Below are 18777 nucleotides of genomic sequence, written 5' to 3' on the forward strand. Positions count from 1 at the left end.
ACGGTGTATGAAGTTTAAGGACAAAGTGGTGGTGATTACGGGAGCGGCGCAGGGCCTTGGGCAGGCGCTCGCGCAGCGTTGCTCGGACGAGGGGGCCAAGGTGGTTGTCGGCGACATGAATTACGAAGGCGCGCAGGAAACGGCGAAAATGCTGGCGGACGCAATCGCGGTGAAGCTCGACGTAACCAAGTATGCCGACTGTGAAGCGCTGATTCAGGCGGCGGTGGATAAATATGGCAAGGTGGATATCCTTGTAGCCAACGCGGCCATCGTGCTTTCCGGCGCGGTGGAGGAATTCGATCCTGAAAAATGGAAGCTCGTGATCGACGTAAACCTGTGCGGTTTCTTCAACACCGTGAAGGCTGCGGTTCCGGTGATGAAAAAACAGGGGTACGGCAGTATTGTGCAGATCAACAGCAAGTCCGGCAAAAAAGGATCGGCGAAAAATTCCGCATACGCTTCCTCGAAATTCGGCGGGATCGGCCTTGTGGAAAGCTTGGCGCTCGAGCTTGCGGAGGACAATATCCGCATCAATGCAATTTGCCCGGGCAATATGCTGGACAGCCCGCTGTGGGTAAACAGCCTGTTCAAGCAATATGCGAAGAACCAGGGAATCACGGAGGAAGAGGTGCGCCAGAAGTATATCAACCAGGTGCCGATGAAGCGCGGCTGCCAGTATGAAGACATTGCCAACTGCCTCGTGTTCATCGCGAGCGACGATGCGTCCTACATGACGGGCCAGGCGCTTAACGTGACGGGCGGCCAGCAAATGCAGCCGTAAATAGAGAATACTTTAAATCAAAAAACGGGCGGAAGGAAAGCACTCCTTCCGCCCGTTTTCGTACGCGGGCTTAATCCATATCCGGCGATTTCCGGTATTCCCGGGGCGAAACGCCGTATTGCTTTTTGAACAGGCGCGAAAAATAGTTGAAATCGCTGATGCCGCATTTTTCAGCGGCCTGGGCGATGGTGCATTTGGTATTTTTGAGCAGGTATTTTGCATATTTCAGCCTGCGGTGTAGGATATATTGGCCAAGCGTCATGCCCGTTTCGTCCTTCACCGCCTTGAAAAGCGCGTTGCGCGGGATCAGGAGCGATGCGGAAAGATGGTCTGAAGAAAGGTCGCCCGGGAGGTTGCGTTCGATGTATTTGCTTGCCGTGGTGAAAACGTCGTTTTGCCGGAGGCGCACATAATTTTTGAGGCGCACATAGCTGGCACAGGCATTGGTGAGGTATGCGCATGCGCGAATTTGCTCGTGCGTAAGCTGCGGCGTTGCGAAAAATTGGTCCCGCAGGTCGCTGATATCCGTGAAACCGGAACAAAGCCGGACGGTATTCTGCCATGAATCCTCGATGGATACGTCGCACGAAAGGCACTGGCCGATCATCATATAACCGATAATCTGCCGCTCGTCCGTAATGGGGGCGATGCCGTCGACAAGCCCGGCGTGGCAGAAATAAATATGATTGTTTTCCGGCTTTTCCTTGATATAGAGCTGGGCGGCAAGGTCACACCGGCGGCAGCGTTCGCGCCCGGCGTCGCTTTCCTTGATGCGCGCGCAGATGGGATTCGGCTGCTCGGGACACGACAGCAGCTCGTTAAAATCAAGGTCGAAAAGTGCGATGCGCAGCCCTGTGATCGTGTTGAAATGCTGTAAAAATCCCCGCAGGTTTTCGGTTTCCAGTGTCAGGCTCATGATTCACATCCGTAAAATTTCTGTAATATTCTCACGCAGAAAAGTACAATTTTGCTATTTCCCGATATTGATCTACTAGTATTATCCCACGAAAGGTTGCTATAATCAACCCATAAACAAGTTCTAAACGTTTCAAACGAATCAGACACCATAGAATTGCATTAGAGGAACTCGGCGAATTTTTAAGAGGATTTTCTGTTAGAAAGAAATAACGATTAAAGCGAGGCGGAGTTTTTTTATTCAAATAATTTTAAACGTTTCAAATAACCGGCCGGGGTAGAACGAATGAAGGTAACGATTAAGGATGTTGCAAGGGAAGCGGACGTATCGGTTGCAACGGCGTCGATGGCAATCAACAATAAAAGGGGCGTGAACGCCGAGACGAGGAATAAGGTCCTGCGGATTGCCGAAAAGCTCGCCTATGTGCCGAATTATTCCGCAAGAAGCCTTGTGACGAAGGACAGCAAATCCATCGGCCTGCTCGTTCCCGAGATTGTGAATCCGTACTACAGCGCAATCGTGGATATTATGGCGAAGCTTGCGGAGCAAAAGGGATATACGCTGCTCCTCGGGATATCGAACAGCAAAAGCCGGACGGAGAAAATGTACATTGAAAGCTTTATGGAACGCAGGGTGCTCGGCGTGATCGTCGTGCCGATGCTGCGGGACCACCCGGATATCGGGCACCTGGAGCTTTTGCGGTCGGAGAAAATTCCGATGGTGTTTTGTACGGAAACCTATGCCGGCTGCATGGAACCATGTGTAATGTGCGATTTTTCCAGCGGGGAATATGAGATGACCCGTTACCTGCTGGGAAAAGGACTTAAAAATATTTGTTTCATCAGCGTCAGGATGGATGTGAATTTCGCCAACATGAGGCTTCAGGGCTTCATGAAGGCGGTAGACGAGGCGGGCGTTACGGTGCCGGAGGAAAACCTGTTTTTTGTGGAAGAACCGAATTTCCAGGCGGCGTATGATATAACGGATAAAATCCTGGAACGTAAGCCGGAAGCGATCATATGTATCAACGACATGATGACGCTGGCGATTATGAAACGCCTCGACGAACGCGGCGTCCATATACCGGAGGACATTTCGGTGGCGGGGTTTGACGATATGATGTTTGCGGAGTTGGCGCAGAAGCCGATCACAACGGTACGGCAGCCGCTGTCCGATATATGCAGGCAGACGATGGATATCCTCGAGGACGAAATTAAAAGCGGCGTACCGAAGCCGCCGGTGGGACGGCAAAAGATCGCCCTGATCCGGCCGGAGGTCGTAATCCGGAATACGACAAAATAAAACATCTGAAAAATAAAAGCTTTTTTGAAAAGTGAATTGGAACTGGAAGTGGCTGAACCGTAAAAAATATACGTTTGCGGATTGGATTATTTTGTGTACCTTTTTAGTCATATACCACGAATGGCTTTTTTTATAAAAATTTATTATAAAAACGCATTACATGTTTTATTTCTATCGCTTCTTTTGCCCGGCCAATAAGGTACAGTTTGATGGCCAGCATGACTTGGAACGGGCAGTCTTTTACGCGAAACGCGTTTAGGAAATAAAAATAAAGAAAGAAGCGAGGAAAAAAATGAAAAAAACAGTATTCGTAACAGTTCTGGCAATTTTGTTGGTAACGGCGATGGCTCTGACAGGGTGTTCGGCACCGGCGGCGGAACCGTCCGCAAGCACGGAGGCGAGTGTGGAAGCAAGCGCTGAGCCGAGCGTAGAGGCGAGCACGGAAGCGAGCGCAAGCGCTGAAGAAAGCGCGGCAGAGCCCGACGCGCAGGCGACGCAGGCGGTGCCCGTGGCTTCGACGGCGAACGACGCGGTCATCAAGGCTGCCAAGGACAGCGGAACCGTAACGGTTGGCATGTCCATCCCGCAGCTTGCAAACCCGTATTTTGTTTCGGTTAAGAACGGCGTTGAGGCAATGTGCAAGGAATACGGCTACCAGCTGACGGTTGTTGACGCGGGATACGACGTGGCGAAGCAGGTTTCCGATTTCGAGAACTTCATGAACCAGGGCGTGACCGCGGTTATCGCCTGCCCGATCGATTCCAACGCGCTCGTCGACGTAACGCAGAAGATGAACGAACAGGGCATCCTGGTAATCTCGTTCGCGCAGCTCGTTCCGAACGCAAACGCGATCTTCACGCTCGATGAGTATACCTATGGTACGGTCATCGGCTCGAACGCTGCAAAGTGGATCAACGAGAAGCTGGACGGCAAGGGCAATGTGCTGATTATTTCGCAGGACAACGTGGAAGCGGTTGTGAAGCGGGCGGACGGCATCGAGGATACCATCAAAAAAGAATGCCCCGACGCGGTAATCGTAGCCCGTCAGGCAGGCGACAATCCTGAAAAAGGAATGCAGATCACGGAAGACGTTATGCAGGCGCATCCTGAAGTAAACGTTATTACAGGAAACAACGACGCAGGCCCGCTCGGCGCTGTGGAAGCCGTATACGGCATGAACCTCGACCAGGCGACGCTCGATAAATTCTACATCGGCGGCGGCGACGCGACCCCTGAAGCAATTGAAAAAATGAACGACGCGGCGAGCATCTACCGGGCAACTGTAGACCTCGGGCCTTACCAGACGGGTGAGGACTGCGTAAACGCGATTAAGGAAATCGTTGACAGCGGCAAGGTTCCGGTGAACGACGAAGTCAAGACGTCTTATTTCAGCACCGATCCGGTATGGCAGGAAGACGTCCTCGCAGGATGGAAACCGAAGGGCTGAATCCCCGGACGGTAACCATTTAATCCGCTTGTGCGGAAAACAACGCCGGGCAAACCGGCAAAATCAAAAGCCTTTGCGCGCCCCCTTCGCGGGGGCGCGGCAGAGGTAAGAGGAAATCCGGCTGTTCATTGAAGCGGAGGAAAAGAAATGCAAGATTATATATTGGAGGTTAAAGATCTCTGTAAATATTATCCCGGCGTAAAAGCGCTTGACGGAGTGTCGGTTGGCTTTCAGGAAGGCGAGGTCCACGCGCTTGCAGGAGAAAACGGCGCAGGCAAATCGACCCTGATCAAGATGCTGACCGGGGCAATCGAGCCGACCCGGGGAGAGATCATACTAAATGGCGAGACCTATCACAGGCTGGGGCCGATCGAGGCGATTGAAAAGGGAATTTCGGCGGTATATCAGGAATTCAACCTCATTCCCTACCTGACGGTAGCCGAGAATGTGTTTTATGGAAAAGAAATTATGAAGGGCGCGTTCGTCGATAAAAAAGCGATGGCCGAAGAGGTAAGCAAGGCGCTCGAAGAGTTCGAGATCGAGCTTGACCCGCTGGCCGTGATCAGCGACCTTGGCGTGGCATACCAGCAGATTACCGAGATTGTGAAAGCGGTGATGGCGAATTCCCGCGTGCTGATTATGGACGAGCCGACGGCGCCCCTTACAAGCAAGGAAACGCAGCTATTATTTAATATCGTAAAGAAACTGAAAAAGAATAAGGTGACAATCATCTTCATCTCCCACAGGATGGAGGAAATGTTCGAAATATGCGACCGCGTAACGGTTCTCCGCGATGGGAAATACATTTCGACCAAGGATGTGAAAGACATCACGCGGAAAGAACTGATTACCGACATGGTGGGACGCGAGCTTGGCGAAAATTACCCGGAGCGGGTGGCGGAGCTGGGCGAGCCGGTGCTGCAGGTCAAGGGTTTAACGAACGAAAAGATCAAGGACGTGAGCTTTGAGGTCAGGAAGGGAGAAATCCTCGGCTTCGGCGGGCTTGTGGGCGCGGGACGTACCGAGGTAATGCAGGCTCTCTTTGGGGCCGATCCCATAGAGGACGGGGAAATATTCCTGAACGGCAAACGGATCAAGATCAAAAACCCCGGGAGCGCGCTTAACCACGGGATCGGGCTTTTGCCGGAGGACAGGAAGAACCAGGGTGTGCTGCTTGGGCTTACCATCAAGGAAAACGTCACGTTCAGTTCGCTCAAGCAAGCCATGCGGGGGCCGTTTGTCGACAGCAAGAAGGATACGGCGATTGCGGAAGAATATGTGAATAAGCTCCAGATCAAAACCCCCAGCATCAATCAATTGGTGAAAAACCTTTCGGGCGGCAACCAGCAGAAGGTGGTGCTTGCAAAGATGCTTGCGACCCAGTGCGACGTTATTATTTTCGACGAGCCGACGCGGGGCATCGACGTTGGGGCCAAACAGGAAATCTATAACCTGATGAGGCACCTGGCGGACGACGAAGAAAAAACGGTCATCATGGTGTCGTCGGAAATGCCCGAGCTGATCGGCATGAGCGACCGCATCCTGGTCATGAGGGGCGGACGGATCGTTGGGGAACTTGGCAGGAATGAATTTTCACAGGAATTGATCCTGGAATATGCTTCCGGATTGATTGGAGGTTGAAGAAATGGAAAACGGAAAAAATAGTTTAGAGAAGAAAAGCCTGAAGAGAATCTTCGGCAATTATGGTATGGTGTTTGTGCTTATCGCACTGATTGTGATTTTCTCGGTGCTTTCCAACCGCTTCCTGACGGCGGATAATATTTTCAACATTTTGAGGCAGGTGTCGATTGTGGGCATCATTGCCGTTGGAATGACGTTTATTATGCTGACGGCGGGAATCGACCTTTCCGTCGGCTCGGTCGCCGGGTTTGCATGCGTCGGCGCGGCGCTGCTGATGACGCAGTTCTCGATGCATCCGGTGCTGGCGTCGATTATCATGTGCCTGTTCGGCATTGGCCTCGGGCTGGCAAACGGCTTCTTTGTTTCCAAGCTGGATGTGCCGCCGTTTATTGCGACGCTGGGCATGATGGTGTCGATCCGCGGGCTTGCTTACATCATTACGGGCGGCCTGCCGGTGTTCGGCTTTGACAAATCTTATACGCAGCTCGGCCAGGGATACCTCGGGCCAATTCCGATACCGGTGCTGATTATGGCGGGCGTGTTCGCGTTCGGGATCATTTTCTTGACAAAGACGCGCGCAGGCCGCCACATTTACGGCGTAGGCGGAAACGAGGAAGCGTCGCGGCTCTCGGGCGTCAACGTATCAAAAGTAAAATTCCTGGTGTATGCGGTCGGCGGCTTTATGAGCGCGCTGGCAGGACTTGTAATCCTGGCGCGGACGAATTCCGGCCAGCCGAATACCGGCGAAGGTTATGAAATGGACGTCATCACGGGCGTGGTGCTCGGCGGCGTAAGCATGATGGGCGGCCAGGGCAAGCTGTATATGGTTATCATCGGCGTACTGATTATGGGAATATTGACAAACGGTATGACGATGCTTGGTATCAGCGAGTTTGTACAGCAGTTTGTTAAGGGCTTTGTACTCATTGCGGCGGTTGCGTTTGACAGCTTTATCAAATCGCAGAGGACAAAAGAGGTTGCCGCATAAGGCGAACGGTTAAGCATATGCGGGCGGGATATCCGCCCGCGTGTGCAAACGGCAGAGAAGGGACAGGAATTATGAAAAGATCAGAGATCAATCAAATCATGAGGGACGCGGTCGCATTCATTAAAGAGCAGAATTTTGCGCTGCCGCCATTCGTGACATGGACGTACGACGAGTGGAAGACGAAAAACAGCGAATACGACGAAATTAAGGATTGCATGCTTGGCTGGGATATTACGGATTTTGGCAGCGGGGATTTCCACAAGATAGGTCTTTTGATGATTACGCTTCGCAACGGGAGCTTCAGCGATCCCAAATACAATAAGACCTATGCGGAGAAGCTCTTAATCAGCGAGGAAGGCCAGGTTACGCCCTATCATTTCCACTGGAAAAAGCAGGAGGATATCATCAACCGCGGCGGCGGGCTGCTGGTTCTCAGGTGTTATAATTCCGGCGAAAATGGAGAAAAGCTCGATACGCCCGTTACGATTTACCAGGATGGACGGGCCTATGAAGTGGCGGCGGGTTCAAGGATTGAGATTGGTACGGGCGAAAGCATTTCCCTGCCGATGGGACAATACCACACCTTTTGGGCGGAAGGCGGGAAATGCCTGATCGGGGAGGTGTCGCGCACGAACGACGATAATGTAGACAACCGGTTTTATGAAAAGACGGGACGTTTCCCGACCATCGAGGAAGACGAAGCGATTCTGTATCCGCTGTTCAGCGAATATCCGAATATGCCCGCGAAATAATGAAGCAGGGCCCGCTATGGTATGCGGGCGGCTCACAAGGGGTTAAGGAAATATGTATGTAATTGGGCTCGACATAGGGACATCCGGCGTGAAAAGCACCGTTTTTGACGGAAAAGCAAACGTGCTCGGCCACGCCTACCGGGAATACGACCTGATCTGCCCCGGGGACGGGATGTTTGAACTTGATCCGCGCGTGCTGATCGAAAAGGCTTACGAGGTGCTGGCGGAATCGGCACGGGTATGTGAAAAAAAGGAAATACGGGCAATTTGCGTTACCTCCTTCGGGGAATCGTTCGTTTGCTTTGACGAAAGCGACCAAATTTTGGGGAAAACGATGATCTATATGGATCATCGCGGCACAAAAGAGGCGGAAGAATTCAAAACGCTTTTTACGGAGCGGGAGATTTTTTGCAAAACAGGGGACTATGTCGACCCCATGTTTGCCGTATATAAGCTGAGATGGCTTAATAAGAACAGGCCTGAAATGATGGCCAGGGTAAAGCGCATCTCGTTTATCACCGATTTTGTTACCTATATGCTGGGCGCGGATCATATTTGCGATTATTCCCTGGCGTCGCGCAGCGGCATGTTTGATTTCAGGCAAAAGGAATGGTGGAAACCCGCGGTTGAATTCGCGGGAATTGATCCCTCCATCCTGCCCCGGCCCGCGCCGGGCGGCAGCGTCGTCGGGACGCTGAACAGGCGGGCGGCGGAGAAGCTCGGCATGCCGGGGGATGTAAAGCTGATTCTTGGCGGCCATGACCAGATACTTGCGGCGGTCGGAAGCGGCGCACGGGAAGAAGGGGATATCGCGAACGGTATGGGCACGGTTGACTGCCTCACCGCGGTGATGAAGGACGGGAGCATGGATATGGATAAGATGCTCCGGTATAAATTCCCCGTCGTTCCCTATTTTGGGGAAAACCAGTATGCCACCTATGCGTTCAATATGTCGGGCGGATGCACGGTGAAGTGGTTCCGGGATACGCTTTCAAAGGATATTGCGGGCTTTCCGGATGCATACGGGCTGCTTAACGAAGAGGCCCCGGCGGGGCCGACAGGCTTGATCGTGCTCCCATACCTGGCCGGAAGCGGCACCCCGTATTCAGACGCCCGGACGCCCGCGGCAATTGCCGGTATGCGGCTCAACACCTCGCGGGGGGCGCTGTTCCGGAGCTTTATGGAAGGCGAGACCTATGAAATGAAGCTGAATATCGATTGCCTCGAGGATATCGGTATCAGCCTGAAACGGATTATTACGGTGGGGGGAGGCTCCAAATCCCCGCTGTGGATGCAGATTCGTGCGGACATTTTCGAGCAGGAGGTATGCCTGCCCGAAAACAGCGAGGCGGGTACGCTTGCAAGCGCGATCCTTTGCTATAACCAGATCGGCCTTTACGACAGCATTGTGCAGGCGCAGGAAGACCTGATCCGGTATAAGGCCGCGTTCCGGCCGCAGCAGGAAAACGTATCCGCATACCGCAGCAATTATGTAAAATATAAACGGCTTTACGAAGCGATAAAGGAGATTTATAAATCATGATGGACGCAAAAGACGCAGTTTTGAGGGCGAAAAAGCACGGGACCGTAATCCCGGCATACAATATTCCGTACCTGCCCATGGTGAAGCCCGTCGTACAGGCGGTGACGGATATGAATTCGGTGGCAATGATCCAGGTGGCGCGGGTTGAATGGGAAAAATTCGACTCGCAGAGCCTTGAAGCGGTGGCGGAGGAATACGGGAAATACCGGAACCCGGAGCATACGCTCCTGCATCTCGACCATGTTCCGGTAATCGATGAAGACCAGAAGAAGGTGGACTACCTGCCGATTATCAGGCGCGCCATCGCGGCGGGGTACCAATCCGTTATGATTGACGCGTCCCGGCTTGACCTCGAAGGAAATATCCGCGCAACGCAGGAGGTTGCGCAGGTGGCGCACGGGGCGGGAATCCCGTGCGAGTCCGAGCTGGGTGCGGTGATGGGCCACGAGAGCGGGCCGAGGATTCCCTATGAAGAAATTTTTGCGACCAAAAAAGGATTTACGGATGTAGCGGAGGCGGAGCGCTTTGTACGTGAAAGCGGATGCGATTGGCTTTCGGTTGCGGTGGGAAGCATTCACGGAGCCGTCGCGGAAAACCTGCGCCACCAGAAAAAACCGGAGGCGCGGCTCGATATCGAACACTTGAAAAAGCTTGCCGGGGCGACGGGCGTTCCGCTTGTGCTGCACGGCGGAAGCGGGATCAACAAAGAATGCATCCGCGAGGGAATCCGTGCGGGAATTGCGAAAATCAACGTGGGTACGGAAATCAGACAGGCCTATGAAAACGCGCTTGCGGAGAAGGAAGATATCGAAGCGGCACGGCAGGCGGTATACGATAAGGTATGCGAGGTCATTACGGATATGCTGTGCATCCGGGATACGCGCAGCCTTTTATACGGGGACTGACGCTAGGAACGCGCCGGGGTGTTTGCGGGGCCCGGAAAGAAGAGTGGAGGCGGAAGCATGACGACATTTGCTTTATTTTATGGGAACAGGGCGTTTATGCCCGACGATGTGATCGATGAAGCGCGGCCGCAGCTTGAAAAAGCGGTGAAAGACGCGGGCTTTGATTTTATCAGCATGGATGTGGGCCTGACGAGCCATGGCGCGGCGGAGACCGTTGCGGAGGGAAAAATTTACGCAAGGTTTCTGGAAGAGAACAAGGGGAAATTCGACGGCGTAATTGTGTGTCTGGCGAATTTCAGCGACGAGTCGGCGGCGGTGGCCGCACTCAAGGATTGCGGCGTACCGATCCTGATCCAGGCCTGCCCGGACGAAATCGGGAAGATGGATTTTGCCGGTCGGCGGGACGCGTTCTGCGGCAAGCTTGCCATTACCGACCTGTTTTACCAATATGGCATTCCCTTTTCACTGACGCAGTCGCATGTTGTTGCCCTGAGCAGCGGGGAGTTCCAGGGGGAGCTGAAGAAATTCGGCGCGGTATGCCGGGTCGTGAAAAGCCTGCGAAAGCTTACGGTGGCGGCGATTGGCGCGCGCGTTTCGGCGTTCAAGACGATGCGGTTCGACGAACTGACTGCGCAAAAATACGGGATTACGGTGGAGACAATCGACCTTGCGGACTTTTTCCTGCGGATGAAATCGGCCGATCCGTCTTCCGCGGAATATAAGGGCAGGATGGATTTTTATGAAAGCTATGCGGACTGTACGCGGGTGCCCGCCGCTTCGATGGACAAAATGGTGCGCGCAAGCCTCGCGGCGGATCAAATTGCGGCGGAGCTTGAGACGGATTGTATGACGATCCGCTGCTGGGACGAATTCCAGCGCGAAATGCAGATATCCGCATGCAACCTCGTGAGCGAGCTTAACGACCGCGGCATCGTAACGGCGTGCGAACTCGACATTGCAAACGCAATCTCCATGAAGGCGCTTGCAAGCGCGTCGGAGCAGCCCGCCATGTGCCTTGATTTCAACAACAACTACGGCGACGACCCCAATAAATGCATCCTGTTCCATTGCGGACCAATCTGCAACACGATGATGAAGGAAAAAGGAATAATTGTGGAACACAAGATGTTTAAAAAGACCATGGGCGACGATGTAAGCTGGGGTGTAAACCAGGGCTGTATCAAAGCGATGCCCATGACCTATTCCAGCGCAAAATCCGACAGCGGAAAGATTGTCGCATATGTGGATAACGGAACCTTTACAGGGGAGCCGATCGAGGACGGCTACTTTGGCACGGGCGGCGTCGCGCAGATTGAAAATATGCAGAAAAAGCTATATAAAATTGCGAAAAATGGGTTCAGGCATCATGTGAGCGTTTCCTCGGGACAGAACAGGGACGCGCTGCTGGAGGCATACCGCGAATATCTTGGATTCGAGATCATGCCACTGTAAAGCATGGTGAAAAAATCATAGTGAGCTAAGAAATAGCAGCCAATAATCTTGCAGCTCTATTTCCTCTTAAAGGGACCGTCCGGTGGAAGCGCCGGGCGGTCCCTTGTCTATTCCGTAAAATATGACAGGGATGGCGGGGGAGTTTACCGTATAACCAGTTCGCCCTTGATGCGGTACGTCCCGGCCTGCCAATCCTTGCTGGTGTTTTGTGTTGCAAGGCAATCGAAAACCTGCTGCGCGAAAAGGTCGTACGGCTGCCTGTAAACCGTCAGCGACAGTTCTTCCGCCTCCGGAAAATCATCGATACCGGCAATCAGGATATCGTCGATTTCGTGGTATTGCAAGGCTTTTTTCAGCGCAACCCCGATTTCGCCGTCGCTGCATAAAAGGCTGCCCGGCCGGTGCGCCGGGTACAGGGTATCCAGGATGAAGCGGTCCATATGTTCGGAAAGATAGCCGGTGTGGAACCACGGGATGTGCAGGATCACGGAGTGTGGATTCATGGAAGAAAACGCATGTTCCCGTTCAAAAAAGCTGGTAGGGGCCGTGTTTTCCCGGCTTACATACGCAAGGGGAGGCCTGCCGTTATCTTCGAGGTATTGGCAAAGGGAAGAGATCGCATCCATATTATCCAGGAAAACGCTGTCGGCATATGGAGTCGATACCGGGATATCAAAAAAGACCATATTCATCCCCAGGGCGCGCAACCGCTCGATATAAACAGGGTCAAGCATTTTATAATCAAGCCAGATAACACAATTATGGATGCCGTGCAGGAGCAGGCGGAAGAGGGTGTCTTCGATGCGTTCGCGTTCCGACTGCTGGATAAAAAAGACGAGCGCACCCGCCGCGTCGGCAATTCGCTGGAAATGATCCAGGAAAAGCGAAAAAAATGTACGCTGCGCAGGAGCGACGAGAGCAACCTGGTCAAGCTTCCCCGGATGGCTGCCGCGTTCAAACGATACGATATTGCCAAAGCCGGTTTTTTTCCGGATGACACCTTCGTCCGCGAGCACCTGGAGCGTTTTCCTTACCGTTACACGGCTGAGGCCATATACCTCCGAAAGGGTCCGTTCCGAAGGAAGCGGCTGCCCCACGGCATAGGTTCCATCGTATATATTCCGCATGAGTATATTTTTGAGCTCGACATACAACAAATCGTTATCCATAATGCACCTCCCGGAGACAGGAAAACGCGGCTGGTTTATTGGTATTATATGACGATACCAAAAGAACGTCAAGCGGCAAATGCCTATTCGGCGTGATATTGTATTTTGGGCAGGCCGACGCCCTTGAAAATGCCAAGGAAACGAAGGCCGAGAATCAGGACAAAACAGATAGTGGTAATGAATTCACGCGGCAGGGAGCAATAGTCGTAGAGGAGGTACATGGCAACGGAGCCCGCAATGCAGCAGGCGGCATAGATGGTGCCGGAAAAAATAATCGGCATGCGCTGGACCAGCACGTCCCGCAGGATTCCGCCGCCGCAGCCGGTAATGGTACAGATGAATACACAGGTGAGCATATTGCCGCCCTGGTCTAAAACCATGAGTGCCGCGGACGTGCCGAAGGTTGCGAGGCCGATTGCGTCCGCCACATCGAGAATACGGCTGACATTATATTTACGCAGGGTTTTGTGCCGCGAATAGAGCTTATTGATGACGAGCGTGCCTACAATGGCGGCGACGACCGTGGTGATATAGGAATAGTTTGTAAAAAAAACAGGGATGCCGTTTTGCAGGAGAACATCGCGCAGGATTCCGCCGCCGCAGGCGGTGGTGATCGCGAGCACAATAATTCCCATCAGGTCGAGGTGTTTTTGCAGCGCGGCAATAACGCCCGAAACACTGAAAGCAAGCAGGCCGATGATTTCAAGGGCAGTGGGGAAGGTGGATATGATATTTTCCAAGCCGGTTCCTTTCCGGGAAAATCAATCTTTGAATTTTACAGCCGTGCCATATGCAATGATTTCCGCCGCGCCCTGCGTGATGGACGAGGAAGCATAACGCAGGCACACGATTGCCTCGGCACCAAGGTTGACCGCTTCCGCAACCATGCGCCCCGTGGCGATTTTCCGCGCTTCCTGCATCATTTCCGTATAAGATGTCAGTTCGCCGCCCACCAGCGTTTTAAAGCCGGCCATAAAGTCTTTCCCAATGTGTACGCTCTGCACCGTGCTGCCTGTGACGGTTCCCAGCTCTTCAAGCGTTTTTCCGGTAATGCTTTCCCGTGTGGTGAGTAACATGATTTTTCTCCGTCCCTTTATAATTTCAGATACAATTTTATTATACCGGACAAGGAACGGGCTTGTAAACGGATATTCATAAAAAATACGGCACAGCCCGCGTTGGGCTGTGCCGTAAAATTCAATGGGTTTGCGGTTATTTCAGGCTCTCCGGGATTTCCGTTTCCCTGTCGCACGGAACATGGCCGCAGTTGCCGCACGCGCTGGCGCCCTGGCCGTTCGTGGTATCAACCCTCTTATCCATCGCCGCGTTGATTACGCCGTTGAACGGGAAGTGGCCGCAGGACCAGATTTCATCTGCACGGACTTTCCAGTTTTCAGCGATCTTATCCGTCTTGGCCGTCAGCACGTCGACGCCCTCGAGGTCGAGGTCCTGCGTCGGATGTGCGCCGGATTCGTTGACTGCCTTGCGCAGGCCGTCCGGGTTATCGAGCAGCGGGCACGGACGCAGCAGGTTGTCGGAGAACGGCTGGCCTTCCTGGTACTTACGGAAGAGCGGGCTGCCGAGCGCTTCTTCAAGAGTGCACTCGTTGATGTTGTGCGTCGCATAATGGATGAACGCGCACGGTTCGCAGTCGCCGTTGGAATTGATGTGGAAATAGCGCCGTCCGCCGGCGATACATCCGCCGACATATTCGCCGTCGTTCCAGAAGTCGAGGATGAAGAGCGGCTTGTATTCGCGCATTTCACGAACACGCTGGTACATATGCGCCCTCTGTTCTGGCGTCACGCACAGGTCCATAACGGCGTCCTTGCCGATCGGCATATAGGTGAACAGCCAGCCGAACAGGCAGCCTGCCTCGATCATCGTATCGTTCCACTCGTCGCTTGCGATTGTCTTATAGTTCTGGCTGTGGTAGCAAGCGGAGTAACCGAACGGAATACCGGCGTCCTTCAAGAGCTTCATTGCCTTCATGACCTTATCATACGTACCTTCGCCGCGGCGGGCATCCGTTTCTTCCGGCGTGCCTTCCACGGAGATCATGAATGTAAAGTTGCCGACGCGCAGGAGGTCCTGCACAAAGTCTTCGTCGATCAGCGTCGCATTTGTGAACGCGCCGAACGCGCAGTCGGAATGCTTTTCCGCAAGACGGATCAGGTCCTTTTTGCGAACCAGCGGCTCGCCGCCCGAGAACAGGTATACATAGATGCCCAGTTCCTTGCCCTGTGTGATGATTTCATCCATCTTTTCATAGGACAGGTTGTAATGCTTGCCGTATTCCGCGGCCCAGCAGCCGATGCACTTCAGGTTGCAGGCGGAAGTCGGGTCCATAAGGATTGCCCACGGAACGTTGACGCCCATTTCCTTGCCCTTCGCCTGGGCGATCGGCATACCCTTTACGCCGGAGTTCAGGAAGAAGTTGAGGATAAAACGCTTCAGGTAATTTACGTTTACATCGGTGAGGACGCGTTTCATCAGGACGCCCTGCCAGGTTTGCTGGTCCCACCAGTCCTGGAAATTTTTGACCGATTTGTTCCACTGGTTGCCCTTTGTGAAACCGTCCGCCCATTTCAGGAGCTTCGGCAGGTTCTTGACCGGGTCTTTTTCCAGGTACTTGAATGCCGCAGAGAACGCAACGTTAGCGCCCGCGCTTTTGATCGTGTTCTTAATTGCCATAGTTAAACCTCCAAATATAAGTCCTTACATTAATAAATTTACAATATGCAAACGTCCGGTTTCGGACGGCCAATTGCAGGTCCGCCATCGGTATTTTAATACGAACCATAGTTCATTTAATAAAATAATACGGATTTCGGGAGGTGTTGTCAAGGCAAAAAATCCCTTTTTAATGCGGTATTTTGATATTTTAAGGCGCTGTGAACCGGCGTTCAATTAAAAAATGCGTAATGATCGCTTTTTGCGTATTTCCCGTTAGAATGTTCAAAAACAAAATTTCGAAAAAATTATTTGCCTTCCGTCGGAGCTAAATAAATAAAATGATCGAAAATGTCAAAAATTTTCATAAATTTGTTGAGAAATGAACACTTTTATGTTACAATATGAAAAAACAAACTGGAGAAACTGTTATGAACACAGAAAGACGGGAAGAGATCAAGGAACTGCTGCGGGAGCGCGGGGAAGTAAAACTCAAGGATTTGGAACAGCATTTTCCGGATTGTTCAAGCATGACGCTGCGCCGGGATTTGAAATACCTGGAAGACAACGGCTATGTGAAACGCACGCGCGGCGGCGCGGTAGCGATGAGCCGGCTTTCCATTGCGGCGGAGGATATTTATTCGGAACGCGCCCTTGAGAATGTGGCGGAAAAATATGTGATTGCCAAGAAAGCGCTTCAGTTTATTGAACGGGGACGGTCGATTTATGTGGACGCGGGCACGACGCTGATGCTGTTCACCCGGGAGATGGAGGACGAATACCTTTCCATTATGACGTCGGGCGTGAACATTGCCATGGAGCTGATTAAAAAGCAGAAGCCGAGCGTTACGCTGATCGGCGGGCAGGTGAACCGCAACACAATTTCCGTATCCGGCATCAATTCGTGTAATTTTATCCGCGAGGTAAACATCGATATCGCGTTTATGGCGGCGAGCGGGTTTTCGGTTGAGAACGGATTCACGAGCGGCACCTATACGGAATGCGAGATCAAAAAAGAGGTGGTAAACCGCGCGCGAAAAACGATTGTATTGATGGACAGCAAAAAAATCGATAAGATTATGCCGTTTACGTACGCATATATGGAGGATATCGACGTGCTTATTTCAGACGACGACCTCGACGAAGAGATTGTGCGGGAAGCAAAGCGCAGGAATGTCCAGATTGTATGAAACCGCTGACAGGCGCAGCGGAGTATTTAAAAATCCAGGGTTTGGAGGAAAACAATGAAAACAAAAGCAGTTAGGTTGTATGGGAAATCGGATTTAAGGCTGGAAGAGTTTGAGCTGCCGGAAATTACGGATGATGAAATGCTGGCAAAGGTGATATCGGACAGCTTGTGCATGTCGAGCTATAAGGCGGCCCTCCAGGGCGGCGACCATAAGCGCGTGCCCAATAACGTAGCGGAAAACCCGGTAATTATCGGTCATGAATTCTGCGGGGAGGTTGTCAAAGCGGGAAAAAATGTGGCGCATCTCGCGAATCCGGGCGATAAGTTTACCGTGCAGCCGGCAATGTTTTACAAGGGAACCCTCGATTCGCCGGGGTATTCCTATCCCTATTACGGCGGGGACGCGACGTATATCATTATCCCGGCTGAAGCATTCGAGACGGACTGCTTCCTGAAATATGAAGGGGATGCGTTCTATCACGGATCGCTCGCCGAACCCATGAGCTGTATCGCGGGCGGCGCACACGTGAATTACCATACGAAATTTGGCTCCTATGTGCATGAAATGGGCATCAGGGAGGGCGGAAAAATGGCGCTTCTCGCGGGGGTCGGCCCGATGGGCCTTGGAACCATCGATTATGCGCTGCATGCGGAAAGGAAGCCGTCGCTGCTGGTTGTGACGGATATCGACCCGGTGCGTCTTGCGCGTGCGGAATCCATCTTCACGGTGGAGGAGGCGAAAAAGCAGGGCGTTGAACTGCATTATGTAAATACGGCGGAAAAAGACGAGGCGTATGTGATGGGCCTTTCGGGCGGCACGGGCTATGACGACGTATATGTGATGGCCCCGGTGAAGCCGGTTGTGGAAATGGGCGATAACCTCCTCGGCATGGACGGCTGCCTCAATTTCTTTGCGGGCCCGACGAATACGGAGTTCAAAGCGGAATTTAATTTCTACGACGTCCATTACGCGGCGACGCACGTATGCAGCAATTCCGGCGGAAATACGCAGGATATGCGCGAGGTGCTGAAGATGATGGGCGAAGGGCAGCTTGAGCCTTCGGTCATGATTACGCATGTCGGCGGCCTCAACTGCGTGCCCGAGGTAACCCTTAAGCTGCACGATATCCCGGGCGGCAAGAAGCTTGTTTATACGCAGATCGATATGCCGCTTACGGCAATTGACGATTTTGCGGAGCTTGGAAAAACAGACCCGATGTTTGCGGAGCTTGCGAAAATTGTGGAAGAATCACACGGACTGTGGTCGGCGGAAGCGGAACGCTATCTGCTGGCGAATGCAAAACCGATCGACTGACCCATCCGGTAACAATACGGAAACGAACGGCGCGGCGAAAAGCCGCGCCGTTTTTATGTGCGCGCGGGAAGGACGTACCGCTAAAATCTGTTGAAACAATGAAAATATAATGAAAAAAATCAAAACAATTGCGCGGCGGAGAAGCGGTGTGTTACCATGAAGGCAAAATAGAAGCGGAGGGATGCCCTATGAAAAAAGAATGGGATATCATGCAGGTATGTATTGTGGTAAAAGACCTCAGGAAATATGTAAGGAATTATTGGGAGAAGCTCGGAATCGGGCCGTGGAAGCTGCGGCATTTCACAAATGAAATTGTGAAGGATTATAAGGTGGACGGCAAGCCGGTGGAGGAAGAGTTTGATTTCCATATCGCAATCTGCCAGGTTGGCCGGGTGGAATTTGAAATTATCCAGCCGATCAAGGGACCGAACTGCTATTTCAGGTTTTTGGAGGAAAAGGGCGAAGGACTGCACCATGTGAAGCTTCCGATTGAAAAGGAAGAGGTGGGGGAAATGGTGCAATATTTCGAAGCAAATGGGAACCCGATTTTGCAGACCGGCTGGGTAGACGGGGATTTCCATGCCTATCCCGATACGCGGGAAGACCTTGGCATGATGATCGAGCTTGGAGTCCTGGGGCCGATCGATGTGCCGTATGAACTTTATCCGCCGGAGGCGGCAGGCGGGGATAATTGAGCAGTTATG

Annotated in this window: 17 protein-coding genes; 12 read left to right on the forward strand and 5 right to left on the reverse strand. The window is 52.6% G+C overall.

Translation table 11 applies throughout. The features are described from left to right. Nucleotides 1–7: 7 nt before the first annotated feature. Nucleotides 8–781, forward strand: a complete 774-nt coding sequence (srlD, locus tag BBD38_RS08095) for a sorbitol-6-phosphate dehydrogenase (RefSeq protein ID WP_066687012.1) — start codon at nt 8–10, stop codon at nt 779–781. A 70-nt stretch (nt 782–851) separates the two neighbouring features. Here the strand turns inward: srlD and BBD38_RS08100 are convergent, their stop codons facing one another. Then, nucleotides 852–1697, reverse strand: coding sequence for a PocR ligand-binding domain-containing protein (locus BBD38_RS08100; RefSeq protein WP_066686574.1), 846 nt, complete (start codon nt 1695–1697; stop codon nt 852–854). 285 nt (nt 1698–1982) lie between these two features. Here BBD38_RS08100 and BBD38_RS08105 point away from each other — a divergent pair, with 285 nt between their 5' ends. From BBD38_RS08105 to BBD38_RS08140, 8 genes are all read left to right on the forward strand, one after another. After that, nucleotides 1983–2999 (forward strand): LacI family DNA-binding transcriptional regulator, encoded by a 1017-nt coding sequence (locus BBD38_RS08105; protein ID WP_066686575.1) that lies wholly within the window; start codon nt 1983–1985, stop codon nt 2997–2999. Between the two features lie 292 nt (nt 3000–3291). Next, nucleotides 3292–4446 carry a sugar ABC transporter substrate-binding protein gene (locus tag BBD38_RS08110; RefSeq protein ID WP_066686576.1) on the forward strand — a complete coding sequence of 385 codons (1155 nt, stop codon included), beginning with the start codon at nt 3292–3294 and terminating at the stop codon, nt 4444–4446. A gap of 147 nt (nt 4447–4593) precedes the next feature. Continuing rightward, nucleotides 4594–6087: a sugar ABC transporter ATP-binding protein gene (locus BBD38_RS08115; RefSeq protein WP_066686577.1), complete on the forward strand. Its 1494-nt coding sequence runs from the start codon at nt 4594–4596 to the stop codon at nt 6085–6087. Between the two features lie 4 nt (nt 6088–6091). Further along, nucleotides 6092–7075, forward strand: coding sequence for an ABC transporter permease (locus tag BBD38_RS08120; RefSeq protein ID WP_066686578.1), 984 nt, complete (start codon nt 6092–6094; stop codon nt 7073–7075). 71 nt (nt 7076–7146) lie between these two features. Continuing rightward, on the forward strand, nt 7147–7827 hold the full coding sequence (locus BBD38_RS08125) for a D-lyxose/D-mannose family sugar isomerase (protein ID WP_066687015.1): 681 nt from the start codon (nt 7147–7149) through the stop codon (nt 7825–7827). Between the two features lie 52 nt (nt 7828–7879). Next, the gene (locus BBD38_RS08130; RefSeq protein ID WP_066686579.1) at nt 7880–9370 is read left to right on the forward strand and encodes an FGGY-family carbohydrate kinase; all 1491 of its coding nucleotides are present in this window, start codon (nt 7880–7882) and stop codon (nt 9368–9370) included. Beyond that, nucleotides 9367–10275 carry a class II fructose-bisphosphate aldolase gene (locus tag BBD38_RS08135; RefSeq protein WP_066686580.1) on the forward strand — a complete coding sequence of 303 codons (909 nt, stop codon included), beginning with the start codon at nt 9367–9369 and terminating at the stop codon, nt 10273–10275. The genes BBD38_RS08130 and BBD38_RS08135 overlap by 4 nt, the downstream gene beginning before the upstream one ends. Before the next feature lie 57 nt (nt 10276–10332). Beyond that, nucleotides 10333–11727, forward strand: a complete 1395-nt coding sequence (locus tag BBD38_RS08140) for an L-fucose/L-arabinose isomerase family protein (RefSeq protein WP_066686582.1) — start codon at nt 10333–10335, stop codon at nt 11725–11727. A 143-nt stretch (nt 11728–11870) separates the two neighbouring features. Here the strand turns inward: BBD38_RS08140 and BBD38_RS08145 are convergent, their stop codons facing one another. From BBD38_RS08145 to BBD38_RS08160, 4 genes are all read right to left on the reverse strand, one after another. Next, nucleotides 11871–12896 (reverse strand): GntR family transcriptional regulator, encoded by a 1026-nt coding sequence (locus BBD38_RS08145; RefSeq protein ID WP_066686583.1) that lies wholly within the window; start codon nt 12894–12896, stop codon nt 11871–11873. 83 nt (nt 12897–12979) lie between these two features. After that, nucleotides 12980–13636 (reverse strand): trimeric intracellular cation channel family protein, encoded by a 657-nt coding sequence (locus tag BBD38_RS08150; RefSeq protein WP_066686584.1) that lies wholly within the window; start codon nt 13634–13636, stop codon nt 12980–12982. Between the two features lie 21 nt (nt 13637–13657). Further along, nucleotides 13658–13972 (reverse strand): YbjQ family protein, encoded by a 315-nt coding sequence (locus tag BBD38_RS08155; RefSeq protein WP_066686587.1) that lies wholly within the window; start codon nt 13970–13972, stop codon nt 13658–13660. Between the two features lie 136 nt (nt 13973–14108). After that, nucleotides 14109–15590 carry a radical SAM protein gene (locus BBD38_RS08160; RefSeq protein ID WP_066686589.1) on the reverse strand — a complete coding sequence of 494 codons (1482 nt, stop codon included), beginning with the start codon at nt 15588–15590 and terminating at the stop codon, nt 14109–14111. Between the two features lie 410 nt (nt 15591–16000). Here BBD38_RS08160 and BBD38_RS08165 point away from each other — a divergent pair, with 410 nt between their 5' ends. The 3 genes from BBD38_RS08165 to BBD38_RS08175 all read left to right on the forward strand — a co-directional run bounded on the left by BBD38_RS08165 (nt 16001) and on the right by BBD38_RS08175 (nt 18768). After that, entirely contained in the window at nt 16001–16759 is a 759-nt protein-coding gene (locus tag BBD38_RS08165) for a DeoR/GlpR family DNA-binding transcription regulator (RefSeq protein WP_066686591.1), read from the forward strand. A gap of 54 nt (nt 16760–16813) precedes the next feature. After that, entirely contained in the window at nt 16814–18073 is a 1260-nt protein-coding gene (locus BBD38_RS08170) for a zinc-binding dehydrogenase (RefSeq protein WP_066686593.1), read from the forward strand. Between the two features lie 188 nt (nt 18074–18261). Then, nucleotides 18262–18768, forward strand: a complete 507-nt coding sequence (locus tag BBD38_RS08175) for a VOC family protein (RefSeq protein ID WP_066686595.1) — start codon at nt 18262–18264, stop codon at nt 18766–18768. Nucleotides 18769–18777 lie beyond the last annotated feature (9 nt).

This window comes from Christensenella intestinihominis, assembly GCF_001678845.1.
Classification (GTDB): Bacteria; Bacillota; Clostridia; order Christensenellales; family Christensenellaceae; genus Christensenella; species Christensenella intestinihominis.

Coding starts and splice junctions, on each gene's coding strand:
- srlD (WP_066687012.1), top strand. CDS start 8: ATGAAGTTTAAGGACAAAGTGGTGGTGATTACGGGAGCGGCGCAGGGC.
- BBD38_RS08100 (WP_066686574.1), bottom strand. CDS start 1,697: ATGAGCCTGACACTGGAAACCGAAAACCTGCGGGGATTTTTACAGCAT.
- BBD38_RS08105 (WP_066686575.1), top strand. CDS start 1,983: ATGAAGGTAACGATTAAGGATGTTGCAAGGGAAGCGGACGTATCGGTT.
- BBD38_RS08110 (WP_066686576.1), top strand. CDS start 3,292: ATGAAAAAAACAGTATTCGTAACAGTTCTGGCAATTTTGTTGGTAACG.
- BBD38_RS08115 (WP_066686577.1), top strand. CDS start 4,594: ATGCAAGATTATATATTGGAGGTTAAAGATCTCTGTAAATATTATCCC.
- BBD38_RS08120 (WP_066686578.1), top strand. CDS start 6,092: ATGGAAAACGGAAAAAATAGTTTAGAGAAGAAAAGCCTGAAGAGAATC.
- BBD38_RS08125 (WP_066687015.1), top strand. CDS start 7,147: ATGAAAAGATCAGAGATCAATCAAATCATGAGGGACGCGGTCGCATTC.
- BBD38_RS08130 (WP_066686579.1), top strand. CDS start 7,880: ATGTATGTAATTGGGCTCGACATAGGGACATCCGGCGTGAAAAGCACC.
- BBD38_RS08135 (WP_066686580.1), top strand. CDS start 9,367: ATGATGGACGCAAAAGACGCAGTTTTGAGGGCGAAAAAGCACGGGACC.
- BBD38_RS08140 (WP_066686582.1), top strand. CDS start 10,333: ATGACGACATTTGCTTTATTTTATGGGAACAGGGCGTTTATGCCCGAC.
- BBD38_RS08145 (WP_066686583.1), bottom strand. CDS start 12,896: ATGGATAACGATTTGTTGTATGTCGAGCTCAAAAATATACTCATGCGG.
- BBD38_RS08155 (WP_066686587.1), bottom strand. CDS start 13,972: ATGTTACTCACCACACGGGAAAGCATTACCGGAAAAACGCTTGAAGAG.
- BBD38_RS08160 (WP_066686589.1), bottom strand. CDS start 15,590: ATGGCAATTAAGAACACGATCAAAAGCGCGGGCGCTAACGTTGCGTTC.
- BBD38_RS08165 (WP_066686591.1), top strand. CDS start 16,001: ATGAACACAGAAAGACGGGAAGAGATCAAGGAACTGCTGCGGGAGCGC.
- BBD38_RS08170 (WP_066686593.1), top strand. CDS start 16,814: ATGAAAACAAAAGCAGTTAGGTTGTATGGGAAATCGGATTTAAGGCTG.
- BBD38_RS08175 (WP_066686595.1), top strand. CDS start 18,262: ATGAAAAAAGAATGGGATATCATGCAGGTATGTATTGTGGTAAAAGAC.